Annotated in this window: 23 protein-coding genes; 10 read left to right on the top strand and 13 right to left on the bottom strand. The window is 61.2% G+C overall.

The window, feature by feature from the left end; genetic code table 11:
- Nucleotides 1-45: 45 nt before the first annotated feature.
- A complete protein-coding gene (locus ASD03_RS00795) occupies nt 46-1284 on the bottom strand; it encodes an MFS transporter (RefSeq protein WP_025426504.1) in 1239 nt (412 codons plus the stop codon).
- Nucleotides 1285-1600: 316 nt separating this feature from the next.
- On the opposite strand from ASD03_RS00795, the gene aspS reads away from it, so the two are divergent.
- Entirely contained in the window at nt 1601-3388 is a 1788-nt protein-coding gene (aspS, locus tag ASD03_RS00790; protein WP_057212547.1) for an aspartate--tRNA ligase, read from the top strand.
- Nucleotides 3389-3574: 186 nt separating this feature from the next.
- Here the strand turns inward: aspS and groL are convergent, their stop codons facing one another.
- From groL to ASD03_RS00765, 5 genes are all read right to left on the bottom strand, one after another.
- Nucleotides 3575-5203, bottom strand: a complete 1629-nt coding sequence (groL, locus tag ASD03_RS00785; RefSeq protein WP_025426506.1) for a chaperonin GroEL — start codon at nt 5201-5203, stop codon at nt 3575-3577.
- 115 nt (nt 5204-5318) lie between these two features.
- On the bottom strand, nt 5319-5537 hold the full coding sequence (locus ASD03_RS00780) for a hypothetical protein (RefSeq protein ID WP_025426507.1): 219 nt from the start codon (nt 5535-5537) through the stop codon (nt 5319-5321).
- 171 nt (nt 5538-5708) lie between these two features.
- The gene (locus tag ASD03_RS00775) at nt 5709-6716 is read right to left on the bottom strand and encodes a hypothetical protein (protein ID WP_025426508.1); all 1008 of its coding nucleotides are present in this window, start codon (nt 6714-6716) and stop codon (nt 5709-5711) included.
- Nucleotides 6706-8136 carry a cytochrome P450 gene (locus ASD03_RS00770; RefSeq protein WP_025426509.1) on the bottom strand — a complete coding sequence of 477 codons (1431 nt, stop codon included), beginning with the start codon at nt 8134-8136 and terminating at the stop codon, nt 6706-6708. Before ASD03_RS00770 ends, ASD03_RS00775 begins: the two co-directional genes overlap by 11 nt.
- Nucleotides 8137-8662: 526 nt before the next feature.
- Entirely contained in the window at nt 8663-9856 is a 1194-nt protein-coding gene (locus tag ASD03_RS00765) for a hypothetical protein (RefSeq protein WP_057212394.1), read from the bottom strand.
- Between the two features lie 451 nt (nt 9857-10307).
- Here ASD03_RS00765 and parC point away from each other — a divergent pair, with 451 nt between their 5' ends.
- Complete coding sequence (parC, locus tag ASD03_RS00760; RefSeq protein ID WP_057212392.1) at nt 10308-12584, top strand: DNA topoisomerase IV subunit A; 2277 nt, start codon at nt 10308-10310, stop codon at nt 12582-12584.
- 136 nt (nt 12585-12720) lie between these two features.
- Nucleotides 12721-13059, top strand: coding sequence for a helix-turn-helix domain-containing protein (locus ASD03_RS00755; protein WP_025426512.1), 339 nt, complete (start codon nt 12721-12723; stop codon nt 13057-13059).
- A 50-nt stretch (nt 13060-13109) separates the two neighbouring features.
- Here the strand turns inward: ASD03_RS00755 and ASD03_RS00750 are convergent, their stop codons facing one another.
- From ASD03_RS00750 to hemB, 4 genes are all read right to left on the bottom strand, one after another.
- On the bottom strand, nt 13110-14006 hold the full coding sequence (locus ASD03_RS00750; protein ID WP_025426513.1) for a DMT family transporter: 897 nt from the start codon (nt 14004-14006) through the stop codon (nt 13110-13112).
- A gap of 3 nt (nt 14007-14009) precedes the next feature.
- Nucleotides 14010-14798: an arginyltransferase gene (locus ASD03_RS00745; RefSeq protein WP_025426514.1), complete on the bottom strand. Its 789-nt coding sequence runs from the start codon at nt 14796-14798 to the stop codon at nt 14010-14012.
- A gap of 134 nt (nt 14799-14932) precedes the next feature.
- Nucleotides 14933-15397, bottom strand: coding sequence for an RDD family protein (locus ASD03_RS00740; protein WP_025426515.1), 465 nt, complete (start codon nt 15395-15397; stop codon nt 14933-14935).
- Between the two features lie 103 nt (nt 15398-15500).
- Nucleotides 15501-16517: a porphobilinogen synthase gene (gene hemB / locus ASD03_RS00735; protein ID WP_025426516.1), complete on the bottom strand. Its 1017-nt coding sequence runs from the start codon at nt 16515-16517 to the stop codon at nt 15501-15503.
- Between the two features lie 184 nt (nt 16518-16701).
- Here hemB and ASD03_RS00730 point away from each other — a divergent pair, with 184 nt between their 5' ends.
- The 7 genes from ASD03_RS00730 to ASD03_RS00700 all read left to right on the top strand — a co-directional run bounded on the left by ASD03_RS00730 (nt 16702) and on the right by ASD03_RS00700 (nt 23208).
- Nucleotides 16702-17139, top strand: coding sequence for a DUF6163 family protein (locus ASD03_RS00730; RefSeq protein WP_025426517.1), 438 nt, complete (start codon nt 16702-16704; stop codon nt 17137-17139).
- A 130-nt stretch (nt 17140-17269) separates the two neighbouring features.
- A complete protein-coding gene (locus tag ASD03_RS00725; protein WP_025426518.1) occupies nt 17270-17782 on the top strand; it encodes a MarR family winged helix-turn-helix transcriptional regulator in 513 nt (170 codons plus the stop codon).
- A gap of 389 nt (nt 17783-18171) precedes the next feature.
- Nucleotides 18172-19497 carry a murein L,D-transpeptidase gene (locus tag ASD03_RS00720; protein ID WP_025426519.1) on the top strand — a complete coding sequence of 442 codons (1326 nt, stop codon included), beginning with the start codon at nt 18172-18174 and terminating at the stop codon, nt 19495-19497.
- Between the two features lie 183 nt (nt 19498-19680).
- Nucleotides 19681-20976, top strand: coding sequence for a serine hydroxymethyltransferase (glyA, locus tag ASD03_RS00715; RefSeq protein ID WP_025426520.1), 1296 nt, complete (start codon nt 19681-19683; stop codon nt 20974-20976).
- A 10-nt stretch (nt 20977-20986) separates the two neighbouring features.
- On the top strand, nt 20987-21460 hold the full coding sequence (gene nrdR, locus ASD03_RS00710; RefSeq protein WP_003529310.1) for a transcriptional regulator NrdR: 474 nt from the start codon (nt 20987-20989) through the stop codon (nt 21458-21460).
- A gap of 18 nt (nt 21461-21478) precedes the next feature.
- Entirely contained in the window at nt 21479-22588 is a 1110-nt protein-coding gene (gene ribD, locus ASD03_RS00705) for a bifunctional diaminohydroxyphosphoribosylaminopyrimidine deaminase/5-amino-6-(5-phosphoribosylamino)uracil reductase RibD (RefSeq protein ID WP_025426521.1), read from the top strand.
- Nucleotides 22588-23208 carry a riboflavin synthase gene (locus ASD03_RS00700; RefSeq protein ID WP_025426522.1) on the top strand — a complete coding sequence of 207 codons (621 nt, stop codon included), beginning with the start codon at nt 22588-22590 and terminating at the stop codon, nt 23206-23208. The genes ribD and ASD03_RS00700 overlap by 1 nt, the downstream gene beginning before the upstream one ends.
- 83 nt (nt 23209-23291) lie before the next feature.
- Here the strand turns inward: ASD03_RS00700 and ASD03_RS00695 are convergent, their stop codons facing one another.
- The 3 genes from ASD03_RS00695 to ASD03_RS00685 form a co-directional block, all read right to left on the bottom strand.
- Entirely contained in the window at nt 23292-23642 is a 351-nt protein-coding gene (locus ASD03_RS00695; protein WP_025426523.1) for a hypothetical protein, read from the bottom strand.
- Nucleotides 23643-23898: 256 nt separating this feature from the next.
- The gene (locus ASD03_RS00690) at nt 23899-24477 is read right to left on the bottom strand and encodes a GNAT family N-acetyltransferase (RefSeq protein ID WP_025426524.1); all 579 of its coding nucleotides are present in this window, start codon (nt 24475-24477) and stop codon (nt 23899-23901) included.
- Nucleotides 24478-24510: 33 nt separating this feature from the next.
- A complete protein-coding gene (locus ASD03_RS00685) occupies nt 24511-25011 on the bottom strand; it encodes a cupin domain-containing protein (RefSeq protein WP_025426525.1) in 501 nt (166 codons plus the stop codon).
- Nucleotides 25012-25077 lie beyond the last annotated feature (66 nt).

Below are 25077 nucleotides of genomic sequence, written 5' to 3'. Positions count from 1 at the left end.
AATCAGCAATTCTTTGCCGCAGGCACATCTTGCCGCAGGTTGGTATCAGTCGTCTTTGCGGGCGTGGTTGCCGCCGGCGAGCTTGTTGAAGAACGATGAGGTCCGCAGCAGGTTGCGGAAAGGCATGACGCGCGCTTCCGCGGGAACGCCGCTGCGCGCTGTCATGCGCCTGACCGTGTAGAGCATGAAGAGGAAGAGGATCGCGGCGGTATAGATGAACAGCGCCTGCGGACCGAAAATTTCGAGCAGGAAAGAGGCAAACAGCGGGCCGATGATGGCGCCGAGCGACCAGAAGAACAGCATGCCCGCCGATACCAGCGCATGCTGACCTTCCGCCGCATGGTCGTTGGCATGGGCCGAACAGAGCGAATAGAGCGGCATGGCGAAGGCGCCGAAGAGGAAGATACCGGCGAAATTGAGCCACTCATCATTGCCGGCGCCAAACGCAAGGAAAAGTCCGGCGAGCAATGATCCGAGGGTGGCGATCAGGATGATCAGGCGCCGATCGATCTGGTCCGAGTAATGGCCGAGCGGATATTGCAGCACCACGCCGCCGATGATGCCGGCGCTCATGAAAGTGGCGATTGCCGTCACCGAGAGGCCGATCCCCTGCGCGTAGATGGGGCCTAGCGAGCGGAAGGCGGCGTTGGTGAGGCCGACGACGATGCAGCCGACGGTCGCGAGCGGCGAGATGTTCCAGAGCGCCTTGACGTCGAAGCGGATCGCTTCCGGCGCCACCGGGCTCGACCGGTCGGCAAAGGAAATCGGCACGAGCGACAAAGTCAATGCCATCGAGATGATCGCGAAGAGTTCGAAGCCGCCGATACCGACGCCGGGAATGATATATTGGGCCGCGGTGACCGAGCCGAGATCGACCAGACGATAGACGGAAAGCGTGCGCGCGCGGTTAGTATTGGTGACGCTGGCATTCAGCCAGCTTTCGACGGTCGCAAAAAGACAGGCGAAAGCGATACCGGCGACGAGCCGCATCAGGAACCACATGAACGGATTGATGATCAGCACCATGGCGATCGCCGCCGCCGACGCGATCGCTGCCATCGCCGAGAACGTGCGGATATGGCCGATCGAGCGCAGGATGCGCGTGACATAGACGCAGCCGAGCGCGAAGCCGATGTTGTAGCCGGCGCCGATGACACCGATCAGCGAGGTCGAAAAGCCTTCTTCCAGCGCCCGCAGCGAAATGAAGGTGCCTTGTAGTCCGTTGCCACCGATGAGGATGCCTGCGGTGACGAGAAGCGGAATGAGCGGACGAATTTGCGACATGGGGCAGGCGACTTCCGAATGGTGCTCGCGAGTCGGATAAGGCGGACCCATTATGTGTAGCGGCGCATTCCCGTGGCGCACAGTCGCGAATTGTGACGATATCCGTTCTTTTCGCGCCGTTTGGGCGAATGCACTTGTCCCAAGCCCATGAATAGGGTCGAACTTGTCCCGGTTGAGCGGCGCTTCCCTCGGGGAGCGCGGAGGTCTCGGCTTGACAAAGCCGGCGCATCATGCGCTTTTCCGCCCGATTTTGATCATGTTGCCGCGCGCCGTTCCGGCGAGCCTGCGCGGCGCTTTGCAATTCCGGGATAACACCATGCACCGCTACCGCAGCCACACCTGTGCCGCCCTCCGCAAGTCGGATGTCGGCTCCACCGTTCGCCTTTCCGGCTGGGTCCACCGCGTCCGCGACCATGGCGGCCTGCTCTTCATCGACCTGCGCGATCATTACGGCATCACCCAGGTCGTCGCCGATCCCGATAGCCCTGCCTTCAAGGCCGCCGAGACCGTCCGCGGCGAATGGGTTGTCCGTATTGATGGCCTCGTCAAGGCCCGTATGGACGACACCGTCAACAAGGGCATGCCAACAGGTGAAATCGAGCTCTACGCCCAGGAGATCGAGGTTCTCTCGGCCGCCAAGGAACTGCCGCTGCCGGTGTTCGGCGAGCCGGACTATCCGGAAGACGTGCGCCTGAAGTACCGCTTCCTCGACCTGCGCCGCGACACGCTGCACAAGAACATCGTCAAGCGCACCCAGATCATCTCGTCGATGCGCCGCCACATGGGCGACGTCGGCTTCACCGAATACACGACCCCGATCCTGACGGCGTCGTCGCCGGAAGGCGCACGCGACTTCCTCGTGCCGTCGCGCATCCATCCCGGCAGCTTCTACGCGCTGCCGCAGGCGCCGCAGCAGTACAAGCAGCTGCTGATGGTCGCCGGTTTCGACCGCTACTTCCAGATCGCGCCGTGCTTCCGCGATGAAGACCCGCGCGCCGACCGCCTGCCGGGCGAATTCTACCAGCTCGACCTCGAAATGAGCTTCGTCGAGCAGGAAGACGTCTGGACGACGATGGAGCCGGTGATCCGCGACATCTTCGTCGAGTTTGCCGACGGCAAGCCGGTGACGGAAAAGTTCCCGCGCATTCCTTACGACACGGCGATCCGCAAATACGGTTCCGACAAGCCGGACCTGCGCAACCCGATCGAGATGCAGGCCGTTACCGAGCACTTTGCCGGTTCAGGCTTCAAGGTCTTCGCCAACATGATCGCCTCGAACCCGAAGGTCGAAGTCTGGGCCATCCCGGCCAAGACCGGTGGTTCGCGCGCGTTTTGCGACCGCATGAACGCCTGGGCCCAGAGCCAGGGCCAGCCGGGTCTCGGCTACATCTTCTGGCGCAAGGAAGGCGAGAAGCTCGAAGGCGCCGGTCCGCTTGCCAAGAACATCGGCGAGGAGCGCACCGATGCGATCCGCACCCAACTCGGCCTCGATGATGGCGATGCCTGCTTCTTCGTCGCCGGCGACCCGTCGAAATTCTACAAGTTTGCAGGCGAAGCCCGCACGCGGGCAGGCGAGGAACTGAACCTCGTAGACCGTGACCGCTTTGAATTCTGCTGGATCGTCGACTTTCCGTTCTACGAATGGCTGGAAGACGAAAAGAAGATCGACTTCGCCCACAACCCCTTCTCGATGCCGCAGGGTGGCCTCGAGGCGCTGAACAGCGAAGATCCGCTGTCGCTCAAGGCCTACCAGTACGACATGGTCTGCAACGGCTTCGAGATCGCGTCCGGCTCGATCCGTAACCAGCTGCCGGAAGTCATGGTCAAGGCGTTCGAGCTGACCGGCAAGTCGCAGCAGGAAGTGGAAGAGCAGTTCGGTGGTCTCTACCGAGCGTTCCAGTACGGCGCGCCTCCGCATGGTGGCATGGCCTTCGGCATCGACCGCGTCGTCATGCTGCTGGTCGGCGCCAAGAACCTGCGCGAGATCTCGATCTTCCCGATGAACCAGCAGGCTGTCGATCTGCTGATGGGCGCGCCGTCCGAGGCGACATCAGCCCAACTGCGCGAACTGGCGCTTCGCCCGATCCCGCAGAAGAAGGACTAAGGTCCGAAGCGATCAAAGAAGCAACGGACCCGGCAGCGCTCGCTGCCGGGTTTTTTCATTTCGGCAATCCAAGGGCTTACGGCTGGGCATAGAGCGCGTCGCGAACGCCCCGGGTGAACTCGGTGCCGTCCGATTCCTCGGTCTGACCCACGCCAACTCGCAGCCGATGGCGCTAGCCCGTTGATCCTAGAAATCCATTCCGGGTCCGCCCGGCAGTTGCGCGACGCCATCCTTTTTCGGCTTTTCGGCGATCATCGCCTCGGTTGTGACCAGGAGCCCGGCGACTGACGCTGCGTCCTGCAGAGCGGCGCGCACGACCTTGGCCGGATCGATGACGCCCATTTTGAACAGATCGCCGTATTCGCCGGTCTGAGCATTCCAGCCGTAAGCGAAATCGGTTTTCTCACGCAGCTTGCCGACGATGATAGAGCCTTCGGCGCCGGCATTCTCGGCAATCTGGCGCACGGGCGTCTCGATTGCACGCCTGACGATCTCGACGCCGACGCGCTGTTCCGCATTGGCAGTCTTGATATTGTCGAGCGCGTTGACGACCCGAAGCAGGGCGACGCCGCCGCCCGGCAAGATGCCTTCCTCGACGGCCGCGCGCGTCGCATGCAGCGCGTCATCGACACGGTCCTTCTTTTCCTTCACTTCGACCTCGGTCGAGCCGCCGACGCGGATCACGGCAACACCGCCCGAGAGCTTAGCAAGCCGTTCCTGCAGCTTCTCCCGGTCGTAGTCGGAGGTACTCTCCTCGATCTGCGCCTTGAGCTGGCTGATGCGGCCACCGATGTCGGCCTTGGTGCCGGCGCCATCGACGATGGTGGTGTTTTCCTTCTCGATCATCACGCGTTTGGCGCGGCCGAGCGTTTCCAGCGTGACATTCTCAAGCTTGATGCCGACGTCGTCGGAAACCACCGTCCCGCCCGTCAGCACCGCGATATCCTCAAGGATCGCCTTGCGCCGGTCGCCGAAACCCGGTGCCTTGACGGCGGCGATCTTGAGCCCGCCACGCAGCTTGTTGACGACCAGCGTCGCCAATGCCTCGCCTTCGACGTCTTCGGCGATAATGAGCAGCGGGCGGCTCGCCTGGATGACCGATTCGAGGATCGGGATCATCGCCTGCAGGTTGGAGAGCTTCTTTTCGTGGATGAGGATGTAGGGATCTTCGAACTCGACCCGCATCTTCTCCTGGTCGGTGATGAAGTAGGGCGAAAGGTAGCCCCGGTCGAATTGCATGCCCTCTACGACTTCGAGTTCGATCTCGGCGGTCTTGGCTTCCTCAACGGTGATCACGCCTTCGTTGCCGACTTTGGCCATCGCCTCGGCGAGATATCGGCCGATCTCCGTATCGCCGTTGGCGGAGATGGTGCCGACCTGGGCGATCTCCTCATTATTGGCGATCTTGCGGGCGCGGACCTTAAGTTCGGCGACGATGGCGTCGACGGCGAGATCTATGCCGCGCTTGAGGTCCATGGGGTTCATGCCGGAGGCAATCGCCTTGACGCCTTCTTTCACGATCGCCTGCGCGAGCACGGTTGCCGTCGTTGTCCCATCGCCGGCAACATCGCTGGTGCGTGACGCCACCATGCGCAGCATTTGCGCGCCCATGTTCTCGAACTTGTCTTCGAGCTCGATCTCCTTGGCGACGGACACGCCGTCCTTGGTGATGCGCGGGGCGCCAAAGGACTTTTCGATGACGACATTTCGTCCCTTTGGCCCGAGCGTCACTTTCACGGCATTGGCAAGAATATCGACACCGCGCAGCATGCGATCGCGGGCATCGCTACTGAACTTGACTTCCTTGGCTGTCATAGTCGGCCTCCCTCAACACGAAACTCGCAGTCACGTGGCCAGCCATCACGAGATGGCTCCTGACGTCTTGGTCATTACATCTGCCTCGTCGGGCGTCTCCTCAGCGCCCCAAAGTTCATTCCTCGCCGTCATCCGGCGTCAGGATGTCGATCAAAGCCGCAACGCGCCCGGCCGGCAGATGTCGTCCTTCGCCGATCAGCGCTTCGTCGTTGTTGACCCAGGCGATCGCTTCGGCGAGTTCGGCCGCACTGGCCCCGGTAGCCAGCAGCTCTGCCATCAGCGTTTCGTCGACCGGGCCAAGAATGGCGGTGATATCCGCGTGTTTCAGTCCCATGGCGTTCTCCTTCCGTGTGATCGGTCAGGAATGCGGGATGGAGTCTTGTCTTCAGACAGATGTAGATAGGCGACTGCTCGCGGGCATCAAGCAGATACGATCATAACATGGAACGCACGCGCGCGAAAAAGCCCGGCGGAAGTCGCTATACTTGCCATGGCCCGGTTCGGGTCACTCCGGTCGGAGCGAATTGTCGAGAAAGTACCACTGGTCGAGATTTGCCCGGATAACCGGCTCGATGGCGTTGTTCAGCATCAGGATATCGTCAAGCTGGCGTGCCCCGGGGCGCTCTTCGGGCGGGAGCCGGATAGGCGCCAGCGCGCGGCATTCGAAGCGGAAACCCTCGGTGCGCAGATTGTACCACGGGCAAATGGTGGCGCCGGTCATGCGTGCCAGACGAATGGCAATGGCAAAGTTTCCTTCGAGATGCGGCTTGCGGTCGAAGAATGGTCCGCGAATGAAGCCGCCAAAACCTTCGTCGCAGAACGTGCTGACGACGCCGCCATTCTTCAGGATCTTGATCGCCGGCCGAATGCCCTCGGCGCCCGGCGGCAGGAACCGCAAGCCCGCCTTGCTGCGGACGCGCTCGGCGATCCAGGCTTTGGCGCGGCCCTTGGGCGGGAGGTAGAAGGCATGGGGGTGGACATTGATGCTCTGCAGTACAGTCGGACCAACTTCCCAGTTGCCAAGATGCATACCGACGATGATGACCGGGCCGGCCTTGGCCGCTTCGCCGATAATGTCGAGGCCGTGCAATGTCAGGCGGTCACGGTTGTTTTGCAACCGGTTCACGACGGAGAATTCGGTCATCAGCCGACCCTGTGCCCGGCAGTTCTCGCGAAAGAGCGCCGCCTGCTCGGCCTCGTTGAGATCGGGTCGCAGTGCGCGGATCGTTTCTTGCGCACGCCGTGATGCCACCTTGTGGAAACGCGGCACGGCAAACAGACCAAGGGCTGCACCAAGGTTGGAGCAGGCGTCCATCGGCAGGAGTTTCATCCCGAAATGCCCGGAGAGGTGCGCGAGGTTCCAGAGATTGTCCGTCACCCAATAGCGCCAGAAGGCGCGGAAGCCTTCGCGGCCGGAAAGGGCATCCACAAAGGAGGGCCGCCCTTCGCTGGCGAATGTCCACGCCTTTCGCTTGGCGATTCTTTCGGCCTGGCTCGGCTCTTCAGTGGTCATGGGATGCTTTCTGCCGTCGATGAAGGGTCACCGGAAGCCCGCCCTTTGGCCGCAGCGTCAGGCGGCAGATGGGCTCGACCTTGTGGCCGTCGACGACGGTCACCCGGAACTGCTGTGCAATGATCGCCAGGCACAGGATTGCTTCGGTCAGGCCGAAATGCAAGCCCGGGCACACGCGTGGTCCGCTTGCAAACGGAATGTAACTATAGGGCGTCGGGCGACGTCCGCCCATGAAGCGGTCCGGGCGGAAATGGTGCGGGTCCTCAAACAGGCTTTCCGTTCGGTGGAGAAGCCACGGGACGATCAGAACGAGCGATCCGCGTTCAGCGGCGATATCGCCGATCATTTCGGCTTGGCGCGTTTGGCGCGCGAGAATGGGGACGGGCGGATAGAGGCGAAGGGTCTCTTCAATGATGGCCTTGCACCATTCGAGTTGCGGTACGTCGTCGATCGTCGGAACGCGATCGCCGCAGACACGGCCAATCTCTTCATGGAGCGCCTTTTCCACCCATTTGGCGCGAGACAGCAGATACCAGGCCCAGGTCAGCGTGGCGGCTGTCGTTTCATGGCCCGCCATGAAGATGGTCGCCGCTTCGTTGCGCAGGGCAACCAGGTCGAGTTTCAACTCCGGGTTTCGTTGTTGTCGACGGATCAGCAGCTCAACCATCGAATTGTGATCGCCGCGACCTTCCAGGTGATCCTCGACCACCTTGTCGATGATCTGATGGATACGCTTGACCGAGCGGCGAAGCGTCGGCGTTCGCAAGATCGGTAGCCCGTCGTCGAAACCGAGGAAGTAGCCGAGGTTGATCGAATCGACCAGCGATTGGTAGCTCGTGAAGCTGTCGGTGACCGCCGCAGCACTGTCGTCGCCGAGCTGGTTTCCAAAAACGCTGCGGGCAATGATTTCGGCGGTCAGTCCAGCCATTTCGTGCAGGGCGTTGACTTGCGTGCCGTCCGGCATCCCGTTCCAGCGCTCGACCAATTCGGTGGTCGTGCGCTCCATCACCGGACCGAAGGCCGGCACTCTTTTGGCATGCACGATGTCGGCGACCAGGGGACGCCGCTGTTTCCAGGTTTCGCCGTCCGAGATGAAGAGGCCGTCGCCCAAAAGGAACTCGAGCGCCCGGCGCATCTGCGGGCTCTTGCGCTCGAAGTTCTCATGACGCTTGACGACGACCTGACGGATGAGGTCGGGCGAGTTGACCAGAATGACCTGCCGGCCGATCAGCCGGATCTGGGAAACCTTCTCGGTAAAGTCGTTGTTTCGCCAGATGGATAGGAAATCTGTTCTCGCCTGAAGCAGAAGTCTGAGGGGCTTGCCTGGTGGGCCTGCATAATATTCGGCGCGCGCAGGCTCAAATTTTTCTTCCGACAGCTCTTCCCTGAACTTTACCGGTTGATGGAACCACCCAGCCATTGACGTCCGATCTGTCGAAAAAAGAGAGATGATTACTTCTGCGTTCGGCGTTCAGTTCAGCTGGTTGTTCGCAAGAAAACGGCTCTCCAAACAGGAAATCCGCCGCTTGTATTCTTAGCTGTTCTTCCTTGGATCGAAGTCGTCAGCGTGGATTTGTTTGGCTGTCGGTATCGGTATGCGGTCGAAAAAGTCGCGCAGAAAGAGGTGTCAGGCAAAGCGCCATTCAGGTCTTACGCTTGCAAGTCATGCTGAAAAAAGATGCAGTCGCCCGCGAGAGGCGCGCCAGTAATAGTGGCTGCGCGGACATGGGGAAGCAAGGCAGGCGAAATAAAACGGCGCACGGAAATGCGGGTTTTCAACCGAAAAGCGCGGGGCAACAGCTATTCCAGTACGCGCCGGCCGGCTTGATCGTCCGTTTAACCGGCAGCGCCGGCACCGGGCGCCGATGCTAAAACGCCGGCGACTTCGATGACAACAGTGTCTTGCGAAGTCGCCGGCGGCGATTGTCAGACTATGACTTTAGCGATCAATCGTTCGCCGTCACCTTGACGCCCAGCACCGAAGGGATGGTGTTCGGCGCGCCCATTGCCGCACCCATGATCATGGGGAACGGCACCGGCTTTTCCGGTGCGGCGGTGATCGTCAGGCTCTTCGGGCCGTCGAGATAGGTGTTGACCGCGGACGATACCTGATTCTGCAGTTCCGGCACGTTGAGCTGCGCCATCATCAATGGAACGAGGCCCTTCAGCGATTGGGCCAGCTGATCGCCGGTAACGCCCTGCTGCGAACCCGCATAGTCGAGCGCCTTCTTGGTGATGGAGGCGTCGTCGAAGCGGACCTCGGCGCTGTTGAAGGTCAACTGCTGCATCAGCCCCATCATAGCAAGGCCCATGGCCTGATTGGCCTCTTCCTTGTTCGGGTTGGCTTCTGCGGTCTTCATGGCTTCCTGGAGCGACTTCATGAAGGCAAGCGTGTAGCCCGAGATGTCGACGGCGAGGTTCAGCCGCCCGACATTCTTGAAGTCGAAGGCATATTCTTCCAGCGCGACGTTGCCGCTTTCGATTTCCCAGCTGCCCTTCATGGTCACGGCGCCATCAAGCTTGGTCAGGCCGAGCTTCTCGATGGCGTCCTTGGTCTTGGGGTCTTCGACTTCGGAAAGGTCGGCCTTGAGGCCGGCAGCCGTTGCGTCGAAGTCAAAGCCGGCATCGTTTTCCTGGCGGGCGAGGTTTGCTTCGCTGCTTTCGAGCGAGAAAACTTCCTTGCCTTTGGCGCTGACCGTGATCGGGCCGGTGCTGGCGCTCTCGTAGAGCAGGATATCGTTGATCGTGCCGCCGGCCGGGTTGGCGGGGATCGACAGACCCGAAACGAGAATATCCTTGACGGCGAAGCTGCCCGCGTCCTGCGTGACATTGACGTCGGGGAAGGAGACGGTCTCGGCATAGTAGCCGCCGCCTTCGGTTTCTTCGACGCCTTCAAAAGTGATGTCGCCGATCTTCAGCGCGTCGCCGGGCTGGCCCGCGAGTTTGACCTGGACGCCCGAGGCCGTGACGGTGTCGCCGCTGACTTCGGCCTTGTCGAAGGTGAGCGTGGTGCCGTTCGAGTTCGTCGCCGCATCGAGCTTCTTCATCATGTCCGCACCATCAAGCGCGAAGGCCGGGCCGGTCAGGGTCAGGAGTGCGGCGCTGGCCATCATCAGGCGGATCTTGCGCGTATGCATCATTGTGGAGTTCCTTCGTGAAAATATTTGATTGTTTAGCTGTGTTGAAGAAGCGGTGTCGCTAATCTGGTTCATATCGGCAAGCTGCGTCAACTGAGGTGGACAGCCGTGTCGGCCGACGAAATATGCCGTGCCTATGGCTCCATCTCCCCTCAGTTCGCGTCCCGCAATGTCCCCCTCGCAAATCATCCAAATCAACAGCAGCCGAACCTAATACGAAACAGGGCGAAATTATATTCGCTTGATGAAATCACACAGCTTCCGCGCCCGGATGCTTTCCAGGGCGTTACTGGTGGCGATCGCTCATCCATGGCATAACCGTCTAAGCGTTGCATGAACATTGCAGCGCCCGGTCTGCGCCGTTCAATAGCGCGCCGGCGGCGACTTGTGGTTCTCCACAGCGCGATCCCCTGAAATCCTTGATGTTCCGGGTTTGTTGCGCTAGCAAGAACATATGGGACAAAGCCTTACTCCCCCGTCTGGCGGGGATGATCATATTCAGCCGGTTGACCTGAAGGCGGCGCTGGAAGAGCGTTACCTCGCCTATGCCTTGTCGACCATCATGCATCGCGCGCTTCCTGATGTCCGCGACGGCTTGAAGCCGGTGCATCGACGCATCGTTCATGCCATGAGCGAGATGGGGCTCAGGCCGAACACCTCGTTCAAGAAATGCGCCCGCATCGTCGGCGACGTCATGGGTAAGTTCCACCCCCATGGCGACGCCTCGATCTACGACGCACTGGTGCGCCTGTCCCAGGAATTCGCGATCCGGTATCCGCTGGTGGACGGGCAGGGCAACTTCGGCAATATCGACGGCGATAACGCCGCTGCCATGCGTTACACCGAAGCGAAGATGACCGACGTCGCCTCGCTTCTGCTTGAGGGCATCGATCAGGACGCGGTGGATTTTCGTCCCACCTACAACGAGGAAGACCAGGAGCCGGCGGTGCTTCCCGGCGCCTTCCCGAACCTGCTTGCCAATGGTGCGACCGGCATTGCCGTCGGCATGGCGACATCGATCCCGCCGCACAACGCCCATGAACTGTGCGACGCAGCGCTGCATCTGATCCGCCATCCCGAGGCGACCGTCGAGGATCTGCTCTACGATCCTGCCAATCCGCAGCGGGGCGGGATCGAAGGGCCGGATTTCCCGACCGGCGGCATCATCGTCGAAAGCCGTGCGAGCATGGCGGAGTCCTATCGCACCGGTCGCGGTGGCTTTCGCGTGCGGGCGCGCTGGGTTTCGGAAGAGCTCGGTCGCGGCGGCTACCAGATCGTCATCACCGAGATCCCCTATCAGGTCCAGAAGTCGCGGCTGATCGAGAAGATCGCCGAACTGCTCGTTGCGCGCAAACTGCCGCTGCTGGAGGATATCCGGGACGAATCGGCGGAAGATATCCGCATTGTGCTGGTGCCGAAGAGCCGTTCCGTCGATGCCGGCATCCTGATGGAATCGCTCTTCAAGCTGACAGAGCTTGAAAGCCGCATCCCGCTCAACATGAACGTGCTGTCGATGGGACGCGTGCCGCGCGTCATGGCGCTCAACGAAGTGTTGACGGAGTGGCTTGCTCACCGCCGCGACGTCCTGCAGCGTCGTTCGCGCCACCGCCTGGCTGCGATCGAGCGGCGCCTCGAGATTCTTGGCGGTTATCTCGTCGCCTATCTCAATATCGACGAGGTTATTCGCATCATCCGCGAGGAGGATGAGCCGAAGGCCGTGATGATGGAGCGGTTTTCGCTCACCGACCTCCAGGCCGAGTCGATCCTCAACATGCGGCTGCGCTCTTTGCGCAAGCTGGAAGAATTCGAGATTCGCACGGAGTTCGACGCGTTGTCGAACGAAAAGGCCGAGATCGAGGCGCTGCTCGCTTCCGAGGAGAAGCAGTGGCAGACTGTCGCCTGGGAAATCGGCGAGGTGAAGAAAAAGTTTGCCAAGGCGACCGAGATCGGCAAGCGGCGCAGCACCTTTGCGGATGCGCCGGACGCCGACATCGAAGCCATCCAGCAGGCGATGATCGAGAAGGAACCGATCACCGTCGTCATCTCTGAAAAGGGCTGGATCAGGGCGCTGAAGGGCCACATCTCCGATACCTCGACGTTGCAATTCAAGGAGGGGGATGCGCCCAAGGTGGCGTTCCCAGCGCAGACGACCGACAAGATCCTCGTCTTCACCACGGGCGGCAAGGTTTATACGCTCGGCGGCGACAAGCTGCCCGGCGGTCGCGGTCATGGCGAACCCTTGCGCATCATCGTCGATATGGAAAATGACCAGGACGTGCTGACGGCATTCGTGCACGACCCGGCGAGAAAGCTCATCGTGGCCTCTGTTGCCGGTAACGGCTTTGTCGTGACGGAAAGCGATATCGTCGCCAATACCCGCAAGGGCAAGCAGGTGATGAATGTCGCCAACAACGATGAGGCGAAGTTGGTTGTTTCCGTCAAGGGCGACCATGTCGCCGTTGTCGGCGAAAACCGCAAGATGCTCGTTTTCCCGCTGGCGCAGATTCCGGAAATGGCGCGGGGCAAGGGCGTCCGGCTGCAGCGCTACAAGGATGGCGGCATCTCCGATATCCGCTGCTTTGCAATCGCAGACGGCCTCGTCTGGGAAGACAGCGCCGGCCGCGTCTTCACCAAGGGCAAGGACGAACTGATTGAGTGGCTGGCCGATCGCGCCTCTGCCGGTCGCGTCGTGCCCAAGGGCTTCCCGCGCAGCGGCAAGTTCAGCGGCTGATCCATCGCTGCCTGCGCGGCTTGGCTGCGCAGGCCGATACCCATCTGCTTCTAAAGCAATCTGAAATTTAGTAGAATGCCCCGTTTTCGGCGCTTGAAAGCAACGTGCGGTCGTGGATCAATAATCGTCCAACAGGATGAAGACCATGCCAAATTCTGCTGCCCTTGACGACATTCTGCTCGCACTCGCGAATCCGGTTCGCCGGCGGATATTCGAGATATTGCTCGGCGGAGAAACGCGGGTTGTCGAGGTGGCCGCCGCCGTCGCCGTGACGCCGGATGCACTCGAGCAGCACCTGCGCATCCTTGAGGAAGCCAGCCTGGTTTCGCGTCTACCTGCCCGTGATGGCGAGGCCGTGTGCGGCAATCCCGCACCTCTTGATGTCGCTGCCGCCTGGATCGACATGAACCGTGCGCTTTGGTCGATGCACAGCCAAGTGGCGTACTCTTTGGAGGGCGGTAGAACGTCAGCCTGACGAACCTTCGCTGACAATCGTTATTTCGCCGCCTTGCGGACGGCCGCTACCTATTCGGGGCAGGGCAGAGCCGCGCGGACGGGGCGGCTGCGCATCTGCCAGAGAGAGTGGCCGATAAGCGCAAGGATAAGGACGGCGCCGCCGGCAAGCGTCTGCGTCGTCGGGCTTTCGGCGAAGACAAGCCAGACCCAGATCGGTGCCAGGATGGTTTCGAGCAGATAGAACATACCCACTTCCGGTGCCGACAGGAACCGCGGCCCTGTTGCCAGACAGAAGAAGGCAAGCGGGATCATCACCAGGCCGTTGAACAGGATGTATTGCGGAGCCGCGATCGCGAAGCCGCCGGCAGGCAAGAGCAGAAGCGCGACTGCGGCCGGAAAGATGGCGGTCACCAGCGGCACCAAAGCCATGTCGCGGCCGCTTGCCCGGCTGATGGTGATGGCGCTGGCGAGCAGGAAGGCGGAACTTGCCGCCATCGCGTCGCCGAAGATATGGCCACTTTCAAGCCCGTCCTGCACGATCAGCCCCACGCCGATCACCATGGCTGCCATCGTCACGAGCGTTGCGTTGGAAGGGCGTTCCTTCAGGAAGATCCAGGAAAGCAGTGCCGCGAACATCGACGTGAAGGCAAGAATGAAGACGACGTTTGCCGTTGACGTGTTGAAGACGGCCAGCAGGAACGTGCACGAGTTGATGCCGTAAAACAGACCGACGACCAGCCCGGTCTTGCCCGGAATGAGTGAGATCTTGCGGCGAAGCAGCCGATTGAGCACGAACCATGCCAGGAGGCCGATGAAGAAAGTCGAAAGGCTGCGCACCGCGAGCAGCGACCAGACCTCGCCGCCGGCGGATCGGATGAGCGGAATGTCGAAGGAGAGAGCAAGGCCGCCAAGGCCGGTGATCGCAAGTCCGCGCCGGTGCAGCGCGGCATCAGTGGAAGGGTTCAATTTTCAATCCGTTTCCGTCGAGGGCATTTCTGAAGGAGCGTCAGGACCATCGTAGCGCTCCCAGCCGCGCGGCATAAGATGCTCCTGCGGCAAAAATTTCGTCTTGTATCCCATCTTGCGCGACCCCTTGACCCAATAGCCGAGATAGACATGCGGGAGGCCGCGCTCCTTGGCGCGCCGGATATGATCGAGAATCATGAAGGTGCCGAGCGAGCGCTCCTCATGCGCAGGGTCGAAGAAGGAATAGACCATCGAAAGCCCGTCACCCATGCGGTCGGTCAGCGCTGTCGCGATCAGCGGTCCGCGCGCTCTCTCGCTGATGCCGTCGCCTTCGGTCCTTAAGCGATACTCGATGATCTTGGTGTGCACATGGGTGTCTTCGACCATCATCGCATAGTCGAGAACCGACATGTCGGACATGCCACCCTTCTGGTGTCGTCGGTCGAGATAGCGGCGGAAGAGGTTGTACTGTTCGCTCGACGGCTCGGCCGGATATTCCGATGAGATCACGTCGCTGTTGGTCGCGAGCACGCGGCGCATCGACCGGCTCGGCGAAAATTCGTTGGCGAGAATTCGAACGGAAATGCAGGCGCGACAGGTTTCGCAGGCGGGCCGATAGGCGATGTTCTGCGAGCGGCGGAAGCCGCCCTGGGTCAGGAGGTCGTTGAGCTCCGGTGCGCGCTCGCCCACCATGTGGGTAAACACCTTTCGCTCCATCTCATTCGGCAGATAAGGGCAGGCTGCCGGTGCAGTGAGATAGAATTGCGGAGACGGTGTGGTCTGTGTGTTCATCGAGTGCGGCGGTCACTCTTCGCGCGGTTGTTCATGACAGTAGCATGGCGGAAGAATGGAAAACGTCAACTCACACGTTTGGGGCGGTCGCCCCTTGCGCGCGGATTGTTCGTCGTCGATTGCTTCGGCAGGGTTCAGTAGGTGTCGCGACGGACCGTTACGGTGCCAATCAGCAGATCGTGCAGCAGGCGGCTGCGATCTGTAAACAGTCCGATCAGCAGAATCAGCGGCGTCAACAGCGCGTTGGCGATCCAGAAGATGACGAGATGCACGATCGCCGTCAGGAAGTCCATTGGTCGTCCGTCAGTGCGCGCAATCGCCAGTCCCATCATCCGCATGCCGGGCGATGCCTGCTCGCGGCCGCCCACGGTCACGCCAAAATAGAGCATCGCTACCAGCGCAAAAAGCACGGGATAGAGCAGGAAGCCGAGGCCGAGCGTCAGGATGCCGAGGAAGAACACAACGACGGCGGCCGGGATCCACAAGAGCGCGATGATGACATAGTCGAGAATGAAGGCGAACACCCGCCGCGACAGCACACCCTGATAGGCGCGCCAGTCATTGCTCGGCAGCCGCAGTTCTTCGTTGTGCATCGTCATCTCTATAGGCCCCGCATAGTTGTAAGCTCGATATGGGTTGGCATTGCGTGCAAAACAAGGATTGCCCGCCACGCGCCGCCTGCAGTTTGCAAAGGTGAGGGCGTTACCGCCCCTTGGCCAGGATCCTTGCGACCTCGATGGCGAAGTAGCTGAGGATGCCGTCGCAGCCGGCGCGCTTGAAGGCGAGCAGCGTTTCGAGCATCACCTTCTCGCCGTCGATCCAGCCATTGGCGGCCGCCGCCTTGACTTGAGAGTATTCGCCCGACACCTGGTAGGCGAAAACCGGAAGGCCGAAGGCCTCCTTCATGCGCCAGCAGATGTCGAGGTAGGGCAGGCCGGGCTTGACCATCAGCATGTCGGCGCCTTCCTCGACGTCGAGTGCGGCGTCGCGGATCGCCTCGGTGCCGTTGGCCGGGTCGATATAATAGGTCTTCTTGTCGCCCTTGAGCAGACCGCCGGTGCCGATCGCCTCGCGATAGGGACCGTAGAAGCCGGAAGCGAATTTCGTCGCATAGGCCATGATGCCGACATTCTGGTGGCCCGCCGCGTCGAGCGCCTGGCGGATCGCACCGATGCGACCGTCCATCATGTCGGAAGGCGCGATGATATCGGCGCCGGCGTCGGCCTGGCCGACAGCGGCCCTGGCGATCGTCTCCACCGTCTCGTCGTTGACGATTTCGCCATCGCGCAGGATGCCGTCGTGGCCGTGGCTGGTGAACGGGTCGAGCGCCACGTCGGTTATGACGCCGATCTCGGGCACGGCCTTCTTGAAGGCGCGCGTCGCCTGGTTGATGAGATTGTCGGCGGCAAGGCTGTTGGAGCCGGTCTCGTCGCGCAGCGACAGATCTATATTGGGAAAGGTGGCGATTGCCGGGATGCCGAGATCGGCGGCTTCTTTCACCGCTTCCACCGCCGTGTCGATGCTCATGCGGTTGACGCCAGGCATGGCATCGATCGGCTGCACGATGTTGCTGCCCGGCACGATGAAGATCGGCCAGATCAGGTCGTCGACCGTCAGGCGGTTTTCCTGCACCAGCCGGCGCGTCCAATCGGCCTTGCGGTTGCGGCGCATGCGGCGGTGTCCGGTAATCCTGTCCACAAGATTCGTCCTGTCGTTCATCGCGCCGCGCCTTTCCTTGGAAACTGTGAGGTGGCATGCGCTTTATCATGTGGGGGCCACGCTTGGAAACCGCGCCGCGCACGACCGGCCTGCGGCATTTCTTCCCCGTCGCCAATCGACAAAGGGGGGGGAGGGGCTTCCTTCGTGCTGGCGGATGGCGTCGACCCGCCCTATCTTGCCGCCCATGCTTCATGATTCTGCCCATGTGCCGAAACCATCGCTGACCGAGATCCTTTTCGGTCTGTTCCTGCGGCTGGTGTCGGCCTCGTGCTTCTGGTTCGCGCTGAACTATTGGGCCATGCTGATCGGCTTCTCCCATGGCGGTGCCGGCCGTTTCGATCTATTGACGCCGGAGTGGCGGGCAGCGGCTACCGCGCTTGCCGTGGTCTACCCCGTGGCTGCCCTCGGGCTGTGGCTGCTGGTCTCCTGGGGACCGGTGGTCTGGGTGGTAGCGGCAGCGATCGAAATCGCGATGTACGAGTTCTATCCCGTCAGTTTCGGCGCCCGTCCGTTGCTGATTGCGCTGCACGGGGCCGTCGCCGTTACCTTCATCCTTTTCAGGGCCGCGCTGTTCTATCAACGCTACCGGCAGGCGAGACAGGTAAGAGTTGATTCACCCTGAGACAGACTCGCCGAATGGTAAGCTCATGTTAAGGCTGCGGTTTAAGTAGAATTTTAGACGTATTCGATAGGGTCTCACTCAAGGCGGGAAGACAAACAGACACCGCCAAACAAAACAGTGAGGCAGTCAAATGAACACGAAGATGAAGCCGCAGGTCGCTGCGCCCCGAGACCCTCAGGAAGAAACCATCCGCGGTCTCTACATGGAATCCCTCCACCTCGTCGAGCGTCTGCACCGCCGTCTGCTCGACGTTATCAAGGACGAGTTCGACCGTCAGGGTCGCGACGATGTCAACGCCGTCCAGGCTCTGTTGCTGTTCAACATCGGCAACTCCGAGCTGACCGCCGGCGAGCTTCGCTCCCGCGGCTACTACCTCGGCTCGAACGTCTCCTACAACGTCAAGAAGCTCGTCGACCTCGGTCTCATCAACCACCAGCGCTCACGGGTCGACCGTCGTTCGGTCCGCATCAGCCTGACGGAAGACGGTCAGGAAATCGCCGAAACCGTCGCCAAGCTCTACGAGCGTCACATCGGCTCGATCCAGAAGGTTGGCGGCATCGGTTCAGATGAGTTCACCCAGATGAACAAGCTGCTGCAGCGCCTCGATCGCTTCTGGAACGACTCGATCATGTACCGCCTGTAATCGGCGTCGCTTACCTCCAGTTCAATGGCCGGACGCAATCCTTGCGTGTCCGGCCTTTGCCGTTTTTCGGTCCCGGCGATGTTGCCGAAAGGCCGCAGTGGGCCCAAGCAAGAGGCGTGCCACATGCCTTCGGCCGCCGCCCGAGACACGAATTGGCCATATTGGTGTGACAGCGACGAGAGCATGCGGTAGGTGCGCCCACGTGTTTTCATCGATGTGGTTTCGTTTCGCGTACGCCTGCCGGATGAGGGACCTCGCTCGCGGTATCGTGAAATGCGAGGGCAGGGTGGCTCGTTGGTTGACCTTTGTTAACCACGATCGTGTTAGGGCTCCGGCAACATGCGTGCCTGCGCATAGGGCGCGTGCCAACGCATTGGGATGGTAGGAATATGTCGAAAAAGAATGGAATTGATGCATTCTCGCGCCGTGCATTTCTGCGCTCGGCCGCAACCTTCGGTGCCGTCGCTTGCGCGGGAGCCGCGGGCGCACAGGACGCCCTGAACGAGATCATCAATTCGCCACGCCGCGGCTCCTGGGACGACCAGTACGACGCCAAGGCATCGCGCACGGCGACCACGGTCGTGTCCAATACGCCGGTCTTCGGCCCGGAGACGATCAGCCATGTCCAGCAGGCGATCTTCGACTATCAGAACATCGTTTCGTCAGGCGGTTGGCCGATGGTGGCAACCAGCCTCAAGCTCGAGATCGGCGTTACCGATCCTTCGGTGCAGCAACTGCGCCAGCGCCTGATGGTTTCCGGCGACCTGCCGCGTTCGGCCGGCATTTCGTCGCAGTTCGATTCCTACGTCGACGGCGCCGTAAAGCGCTTCCAGGCCCGCCACGGCCTCCCGGCGGACGGCGTCATTGGCGAATACACGCTGAAGGCCATCAACGTTCCGGCGACCACCCGTCTCGGCCAGTTGCAGACCAATCTCGTGCGCCTGCAGTCGATGTCCGGTGACCTCGGCCGCCGCTACGTGATGGTCAACATCCCGGCTGCCTACATCGAAGCTGTGGAGAACGGCCGCGTCGCGCTGCGCCACACCGCCATCGTCGGCAAGATCGACCGCCAGTCGCCGATCCTCAATTCCAAGATCTACGAGGTCATTCTCAACCCCTATTGGACCGCGCCGCGCTCGATCATCCAGAAGGATATCATGCCGCTGATGCGCAAGGATCCGACCTACCTGAAGCGCAATGCCATCCGCCTGTTCGATGGCAGCGGTGGCGAAGTGTCGCCAGAAACGGTCGACTGGAATGCCGAGAAGGCGCCGAACCTGATGTTCCGTCAGGATCCGGGCAAGATCAACGCGATGTCGTCGACGAAGATCAACTTCCACAACGAGCATCAGGTCTACATGCACGATACGCCGCAGCAGGGCCTGTTCAACAAGCTGATGCGTTTCGAATCGTCCGGCTGCGTTCGCGTCCAGAACGTTCGCGACCTTTCGAGCTGGCTGTTGAAGGAAACACCCGGCTGGTCGCGCCAGCAGATGGAAGCCACGATCAAGACCGGCGTCAACACTCCGATCACGTTGGCCGAAGAAGTTCCGGTCTTTTTCACCTACATCACCGCCTGGTCGGCGACAGATGGCGTCGTCCAGTTCCGCGACGACATCTATCAGCGCGATGGCGCGACAGAACTTGCACTGCAGACGCCCTATGGCGTCGAGCAGTCCTCCGGCTCGGTCGAGCAGGACGCTCTGCCGCAATAAGCAAAGTCGGGACAATAATTTGAAAAAGCCGCGCTTGCCTTGGCAGTGCGGCTTTTTCGTTGGTCCATGGCTGCGATGTTTAGGCGCGGCAGATGGGGGAAATGACGCAAACCGCACAGCGGATATTGCTCTCGCCGTGCGAGGAAGCTAAAGAACTGCCACCTTTGAGAGGAGCCTCGCCCGATGCTTGCACAGAACAATGATGCCTTCTTCACCCGCTCTCTCGCCGACAGCGATCCGGAAATCTTCGGTGCGATCGAAAAGGAGCTGGGTCGCCAGCGCCACGAGATCGAACTGATCGCCTCCGAGAACATCGTTTCGCGCGCCGTGCTCGAGGCCCAGGGCTCGATCATGACCAACAAATATGCCGAGGGCTATCCGGGCAAGCGCTATTACGGCGGCTGCCAGTTCGTTGATATCGCCGAGGAATTGGCGATCGAGCGTGCCAAGAAGCTCTTCGGTGCCAAGTTCGTCAACGTGCAGCCGAACTCCGGCTCGCAGATGAATCAGGCCGTGTTCCTGGCACTCCTGCAGCCAGGCGACACCTTCATGGGTCTCGACCTCAATTCGGGCGGTCACCTGACGCACGGCTCGCCGGTCAACATGTCCGGCAAGTGGTTCAACGTGGTTTCCTACGGCGTTCGCGAGAGCGATCACCTGCTTGACATGGACGCCGTCGCCGAGAAAGCGCGCCAGCATAAGCCGAAGCTGATCATCGCCGGCGGCACCGCCTATTCCCGCATCTGGGACTGGAAGCGTTTCCGCGAGATCGCCGACGAAATCGGCGCCTATCTGATGGTCGACATGGCGCACATTGCCGGCCTCGTTGCCGGTGACCAGCATCCGTCGCCGGTTCCGCATTGCCACGTTGCAACGACGACCACACACAAGTCGCTGCGCGGCCCGCGCGGTGGCATGATCCTGACCAATGACGAGGATATCGCCAAGAAGATCAACTCGGCGGTCTTCCCGGGTCTCCAGGGTGGCCCGCTGATGCACGTCATCGCCGCCAAGGCCGTTGCCTTCGGCGAAGCGCTGCAGCCGTCCTTCAAGGACTATGCGGCCCAGGTCGTCAACAACGCCCGCACGCTTGCAGAGACGCTCAAGGCGAACGGCCTCGACATCGTTTCCGGCGGCACCGACAACCACCTGATGTTGGTTGACCTGCGCAAGAAGAACGCGACCGGCAAGCGCGCCGAGGCAGCCCTTGGCCGCGCCTATGTCACCTGCAACAAGAACGGCATCCCGTTCGATCCCGAAAAGCCGTTCGTCACGTCGGGTGTCCGTCTCGGCACTCCGGCCGGCACGACGCGTGGCTTCAAGGAAGCCGAATTCAAGGAAATCGGTGAACTGATCGTCGAAGTGCTCGACGGCCTCAAGGTCGCCAACTCCGACGAAGGCAATGCTGCCGTCGAAGCGGGTGTGCGCGAGAAGGTGATGAAGCTCACCGAACGCTTCCCGATGTACGGCTACATGTGATCGGCTCATCATGCGCTGCCCCTATTGCGGTTCCGAAGACAGCCAGGTGAAGGACAGCCGTCCGGCAGAGGACGGCAACGCCATTCGTCGTCGCCGTATCTGCCCGGATTGCGGTGGTCGCTTCACGACCTTCGAACGGGTGCAGCTGCGTGAGCTGATGATCATCAAGAAGACCGGTCGGAAGGTGCCTTTCGACCGGGACAAACTACTGCGGTCTTTCGAGATCGCACTGAGAAAGCGCCCTGTAGATCGCGACCGCATCGAGCGGGCAGTTTCCGGCATCGTGCGACGGCTCGAAAGCTCCGGCGAGACCGAGATCCCTTCGGAAGAGATCGGCCTGCAGGTGCTGGAAGCGCTGAAGAGCCTCGACGATGTCGCTTTCGTCCGCTACGCATCGGTCTATCGGGATTTCTCCCACGCCGAAGATTTCGAGAAGGTCATCGCCGAGATCAGCGCCAAGATTGCGCGCGACCCCGGCGAATAGGAAAGCGCCCGGATCGCCATGGCCAATCCCACCCGTGAGGACGAGAGGTTTATGGCGGCGGCGCTGCGGCTGGCACGCCATCATCTCGGACAGACATCCACAAACCCATCGGTCGCCTGCCTGATCGTGAAGGATGGCATTGTCGTCGGACGGGCGGTAACCGCCAGCAGCGGTCGTCCGCATGCGGAAGCCCAGGCGCTTGCCGAAGCCAGAGAACGGGCGCGGCGCGCGACCGCCTATGTCACCCTCGAACCGTGCTCGCATCACGGCAAGACGCCGCCCTGCGCCGATGCGCTTGTCGCCGCCGGCGTTGCCCGTGTCGTCATCTCGATCCTCGACCCCGATGAACGCGTTGCCGGCCGCGGCGTCGTGCGTTTGCGCGATGCTGGAATCACGGTCGATATCGGCCTACTGCCGGAGGAGGGGCATCGCGCGCTCGAAGCCTATCTCATGCGGCAGGTCAGCAAACGTCCGCATGTGACTCTCAAGCTTGCCATTTCTGCCGACGGCATGATCGGCCGCAAAGGGGCTGGACAGGTCCGTATTACCGGTCCGATTTCCAGGGCGCAGGTTCAGATCCTCAGGGCGCAAAGCGACGCGATCCTGGTGGGCATCGGTACGGCGACCGCCGACGATCCGGAATTGACCGTGCGTCTTCCCGGACTTGAAGACCGCTCGCCCGTCCGCATCGTTCTCGATCGACGCTTGGACCTTTCTCCCGGATCGAAGCTCGTGCGCTCAGCACGCGATGTCCCGCTGATTGTCGTCTCCGGCGAGCCGTCGGGGCAACCGGAACTGGAGCCGGCTGGCGACCGGGCTGGCCGCCGCGCGGCGTTGGAGGCCGCCGGTGTCGAGGTGCTGGAAACCGGATCGGTCGCCGATCTGCTGACAGCGCTCGGTTCTCGCGGCATTTCCTCGCTGCTCGTCGAGGGTGGTGCCGTTGCCGCTCGTGCTTTCCTGGAGAGTGGCCTCGTCGATCGCATCCAGATCTATACCGGTCCGCAACAGATTGGCGAAAACGGTATCGCGTCCCCATTTGATCGGAAGTCCGTTCCTGCCGGCTTCACGCTCGTCAATTCCGCACGATACGGCGACGACCTTTTCGAAGAATACGAAAGAGAGAACTGATGTTCACAGGCATTGTCACTGATATCGGTACCGTTGACGCCGTTACGCCGCTGAAGGAAGGCGTGAAGCTGCGCGTCGCCACCAATTACGATCCGAAGACCATCGACATGGGGGCGTCCATCGCCCATTCCGGCGTTTGCCTGACGGTCACGGCTTTGCCTGATGGTGGCAGCAACGAGCGCTGGTTCGAGGTCGAGGCATGGGAGGAGGCGTTGCGGCTGACGACCATAGCCGGCTGGAAGAAGGGCACACGCATCAATCTCGAGCGGTCACTGAAGATCGGCGATGAACTCGGCGGCCATCTCGTTTCCGGTCATATCGACGACAAGGCCGAGATTCTCTCGATCGAATCTGAAGGTGATGCTGTCCGGTTCCGGTTGCGTGCACCAGCGCATCTGGCCAAGTTCGTTGCGCCCAAGGGGTCCGTCGCACTGGACGGCACGTCGCTTACAGTCAACAAGGTCGATGGCGCCGAGTTCGACGTGCTGCTGATCCGGCATTCGCTTGAGGTGACGACCTGGGGCGAACGCCAGGCTGGCGATTTCGTCAATTTCGAAGTCGATACGATGGCGCGCTACGCCGCCCGCCTTGCGGAGTTTCCCGCGCCGAAGGCTGAATAGGCGATCGCAGCCGCCGAGACCCGACAAGGTGCACCACCTCGAATGTGGAGATGGTGCACCTTTTTAGGTTGACCGCGCGCGGTTCAACGCACGTATAGGGTGAGGCTTCCGTTGGCACTCTGCACAGCGCCCGCTATATTGCCCATTTCGACGTTCTTGGCCTTCAGCGCGGCGGCTAATCCAGCGTTGCTGTTGACCGCCGCTTGCAAGGCGGCGCGCTGTTCTGGCGTCGCATGCTCGATCCACATGCGTGTCTGATCTTGTTCGCTCAGCGTACCGACATCGACGATGGTGAAGTTGTCTCCCTTGAACTCTTGCACCGTCTTCTCGATTTCAGCCGGCCATTCCATTTTGGCGTCTTGAGCGTGGGGGATAGCTGCGAAGGCGAGGGAAGAGAAAGCAGCAATGATTGATAGCTTGGCAATGCGATTCATGGTCATGCTCCCTGGTTGTTTGCGGCGCAGTAACCGGTAACCTGATACCCGAACATATTACCCAGTGCGGGTTTCTGGCGGGCCTGCTGGGGATGCGCATGGCAGTCGCCAGCGGGCTGTATTACGGGTGACTTACCCGCAGCGAAATTTGTTGGACGTCGACTGATCAGGTGGTGTTGCCTAAGGTTATAATTCGCCTCCACCCGAGGCCCAGCAACCTTACTTGCGATCTAGGCGTTTGGCAATTCAGGATTGTTTACGTTGCCAAATTCGCAGGCATTTGCCCCAAATGGGCCGTGGCACCAGCAAGCGGTCGTTGCCGTTCAAACATGATCACATGGGTTCCGTGATAGGACGTGCGCCAGAATTCCTTAAAGCCATGCTTTTCTGCGACGCGGATCGAAGCATTGTTGCCGACATCGATGATGCAGGTCTTCCGCAACTTCGGAAACTGTCGGTCGGCCCATTCGAGCGCGGCGGTAACAGCCTCGGTTGCAAGCCCCTGGCCATGTGCCTTGGGCGAAAGCGCCCATCCGGTTTCCATGGTTCCTTCGAGCGATGGCGTGATCAGCCGATGAACGTCATGAAAACCCGCTTCTCCGAGAAAGGTGCCGGTCGCTCGATCCTGGATGGCGAAGAAGCCGAAGCCGAAATAGTGCCACATGCCGACCTGGCGCAGGAACCGCGTCCAGGACTGCTCTCGCGTGTAGGGAACGCCGCCGACGAAACGCGTTACCTCACTGTCGGCAAACAGGGCGGCATAGGCCGTGAAGTCGTCACGTCGATAGGGACGCAGGACCAGGCGTTCGGTCTCGATGATAGGAACACTGTGCATGTTTTATCCACTGCTATTGGTTTGGAAAGGGGATCAGATGCCGGGCTCGCCGTCCCAGTAGTCGACGGCACTTTCAGGCCTGCCGGTGAACTGGAACCGGCGTTCGCCGCCGGCCGTGCGCGTCCTGGCGTGAAACTTTCCGGAATCCGGGTATTCGCAGATCTCGGTTGCGGCCATCGTCGAGATGGAGAGATATTTGAGCGGCACGGTTCCGGTGTTGATCAGGTGGTGTGCCGTCTCGGGGCCGCCGGCAGGTGCGCCCAGGATGTCCCCAGGCCCGACAGCGTAGCGCTCGGCGCCGAACCGATAGGTGCCTTCGCCTTCGAGGATGACGAACAGTTCCTCTTCCACATGATGGTTGTGGAACGGGCAACCGGATTTGCCCGGTGGCACTTCGCCATAGCCGATGCCTAGGTCTTTCAGCCCCAGCCGGCCGCCGAAAGACGCGTCGCGTGACTCGAAAAACGTGCCTTCCGACCAATGGTCGAGGGCAAGATCCCTCGGGTTGATGATGGGTTTGTTGGTGTCCGCCATGTATTCCTCCCTGGCGCTATCGGCGTCGCACGGGGCGACCTTAGTGGCTCCTCCGTGTCGCGCTTG

This window comes from Ensifer sp. Root127 (assembly GCF_001425225.1).
Lineage (GTDB): Bacteria > Pseudomonadota > Alphaproteobacteria > Rhizobiales > Rhizobiaceae > Ensifer > Ensifer canadensis.
This window is presented reverse-complemented; position numbering and strand designations above follow the sequence as displayed.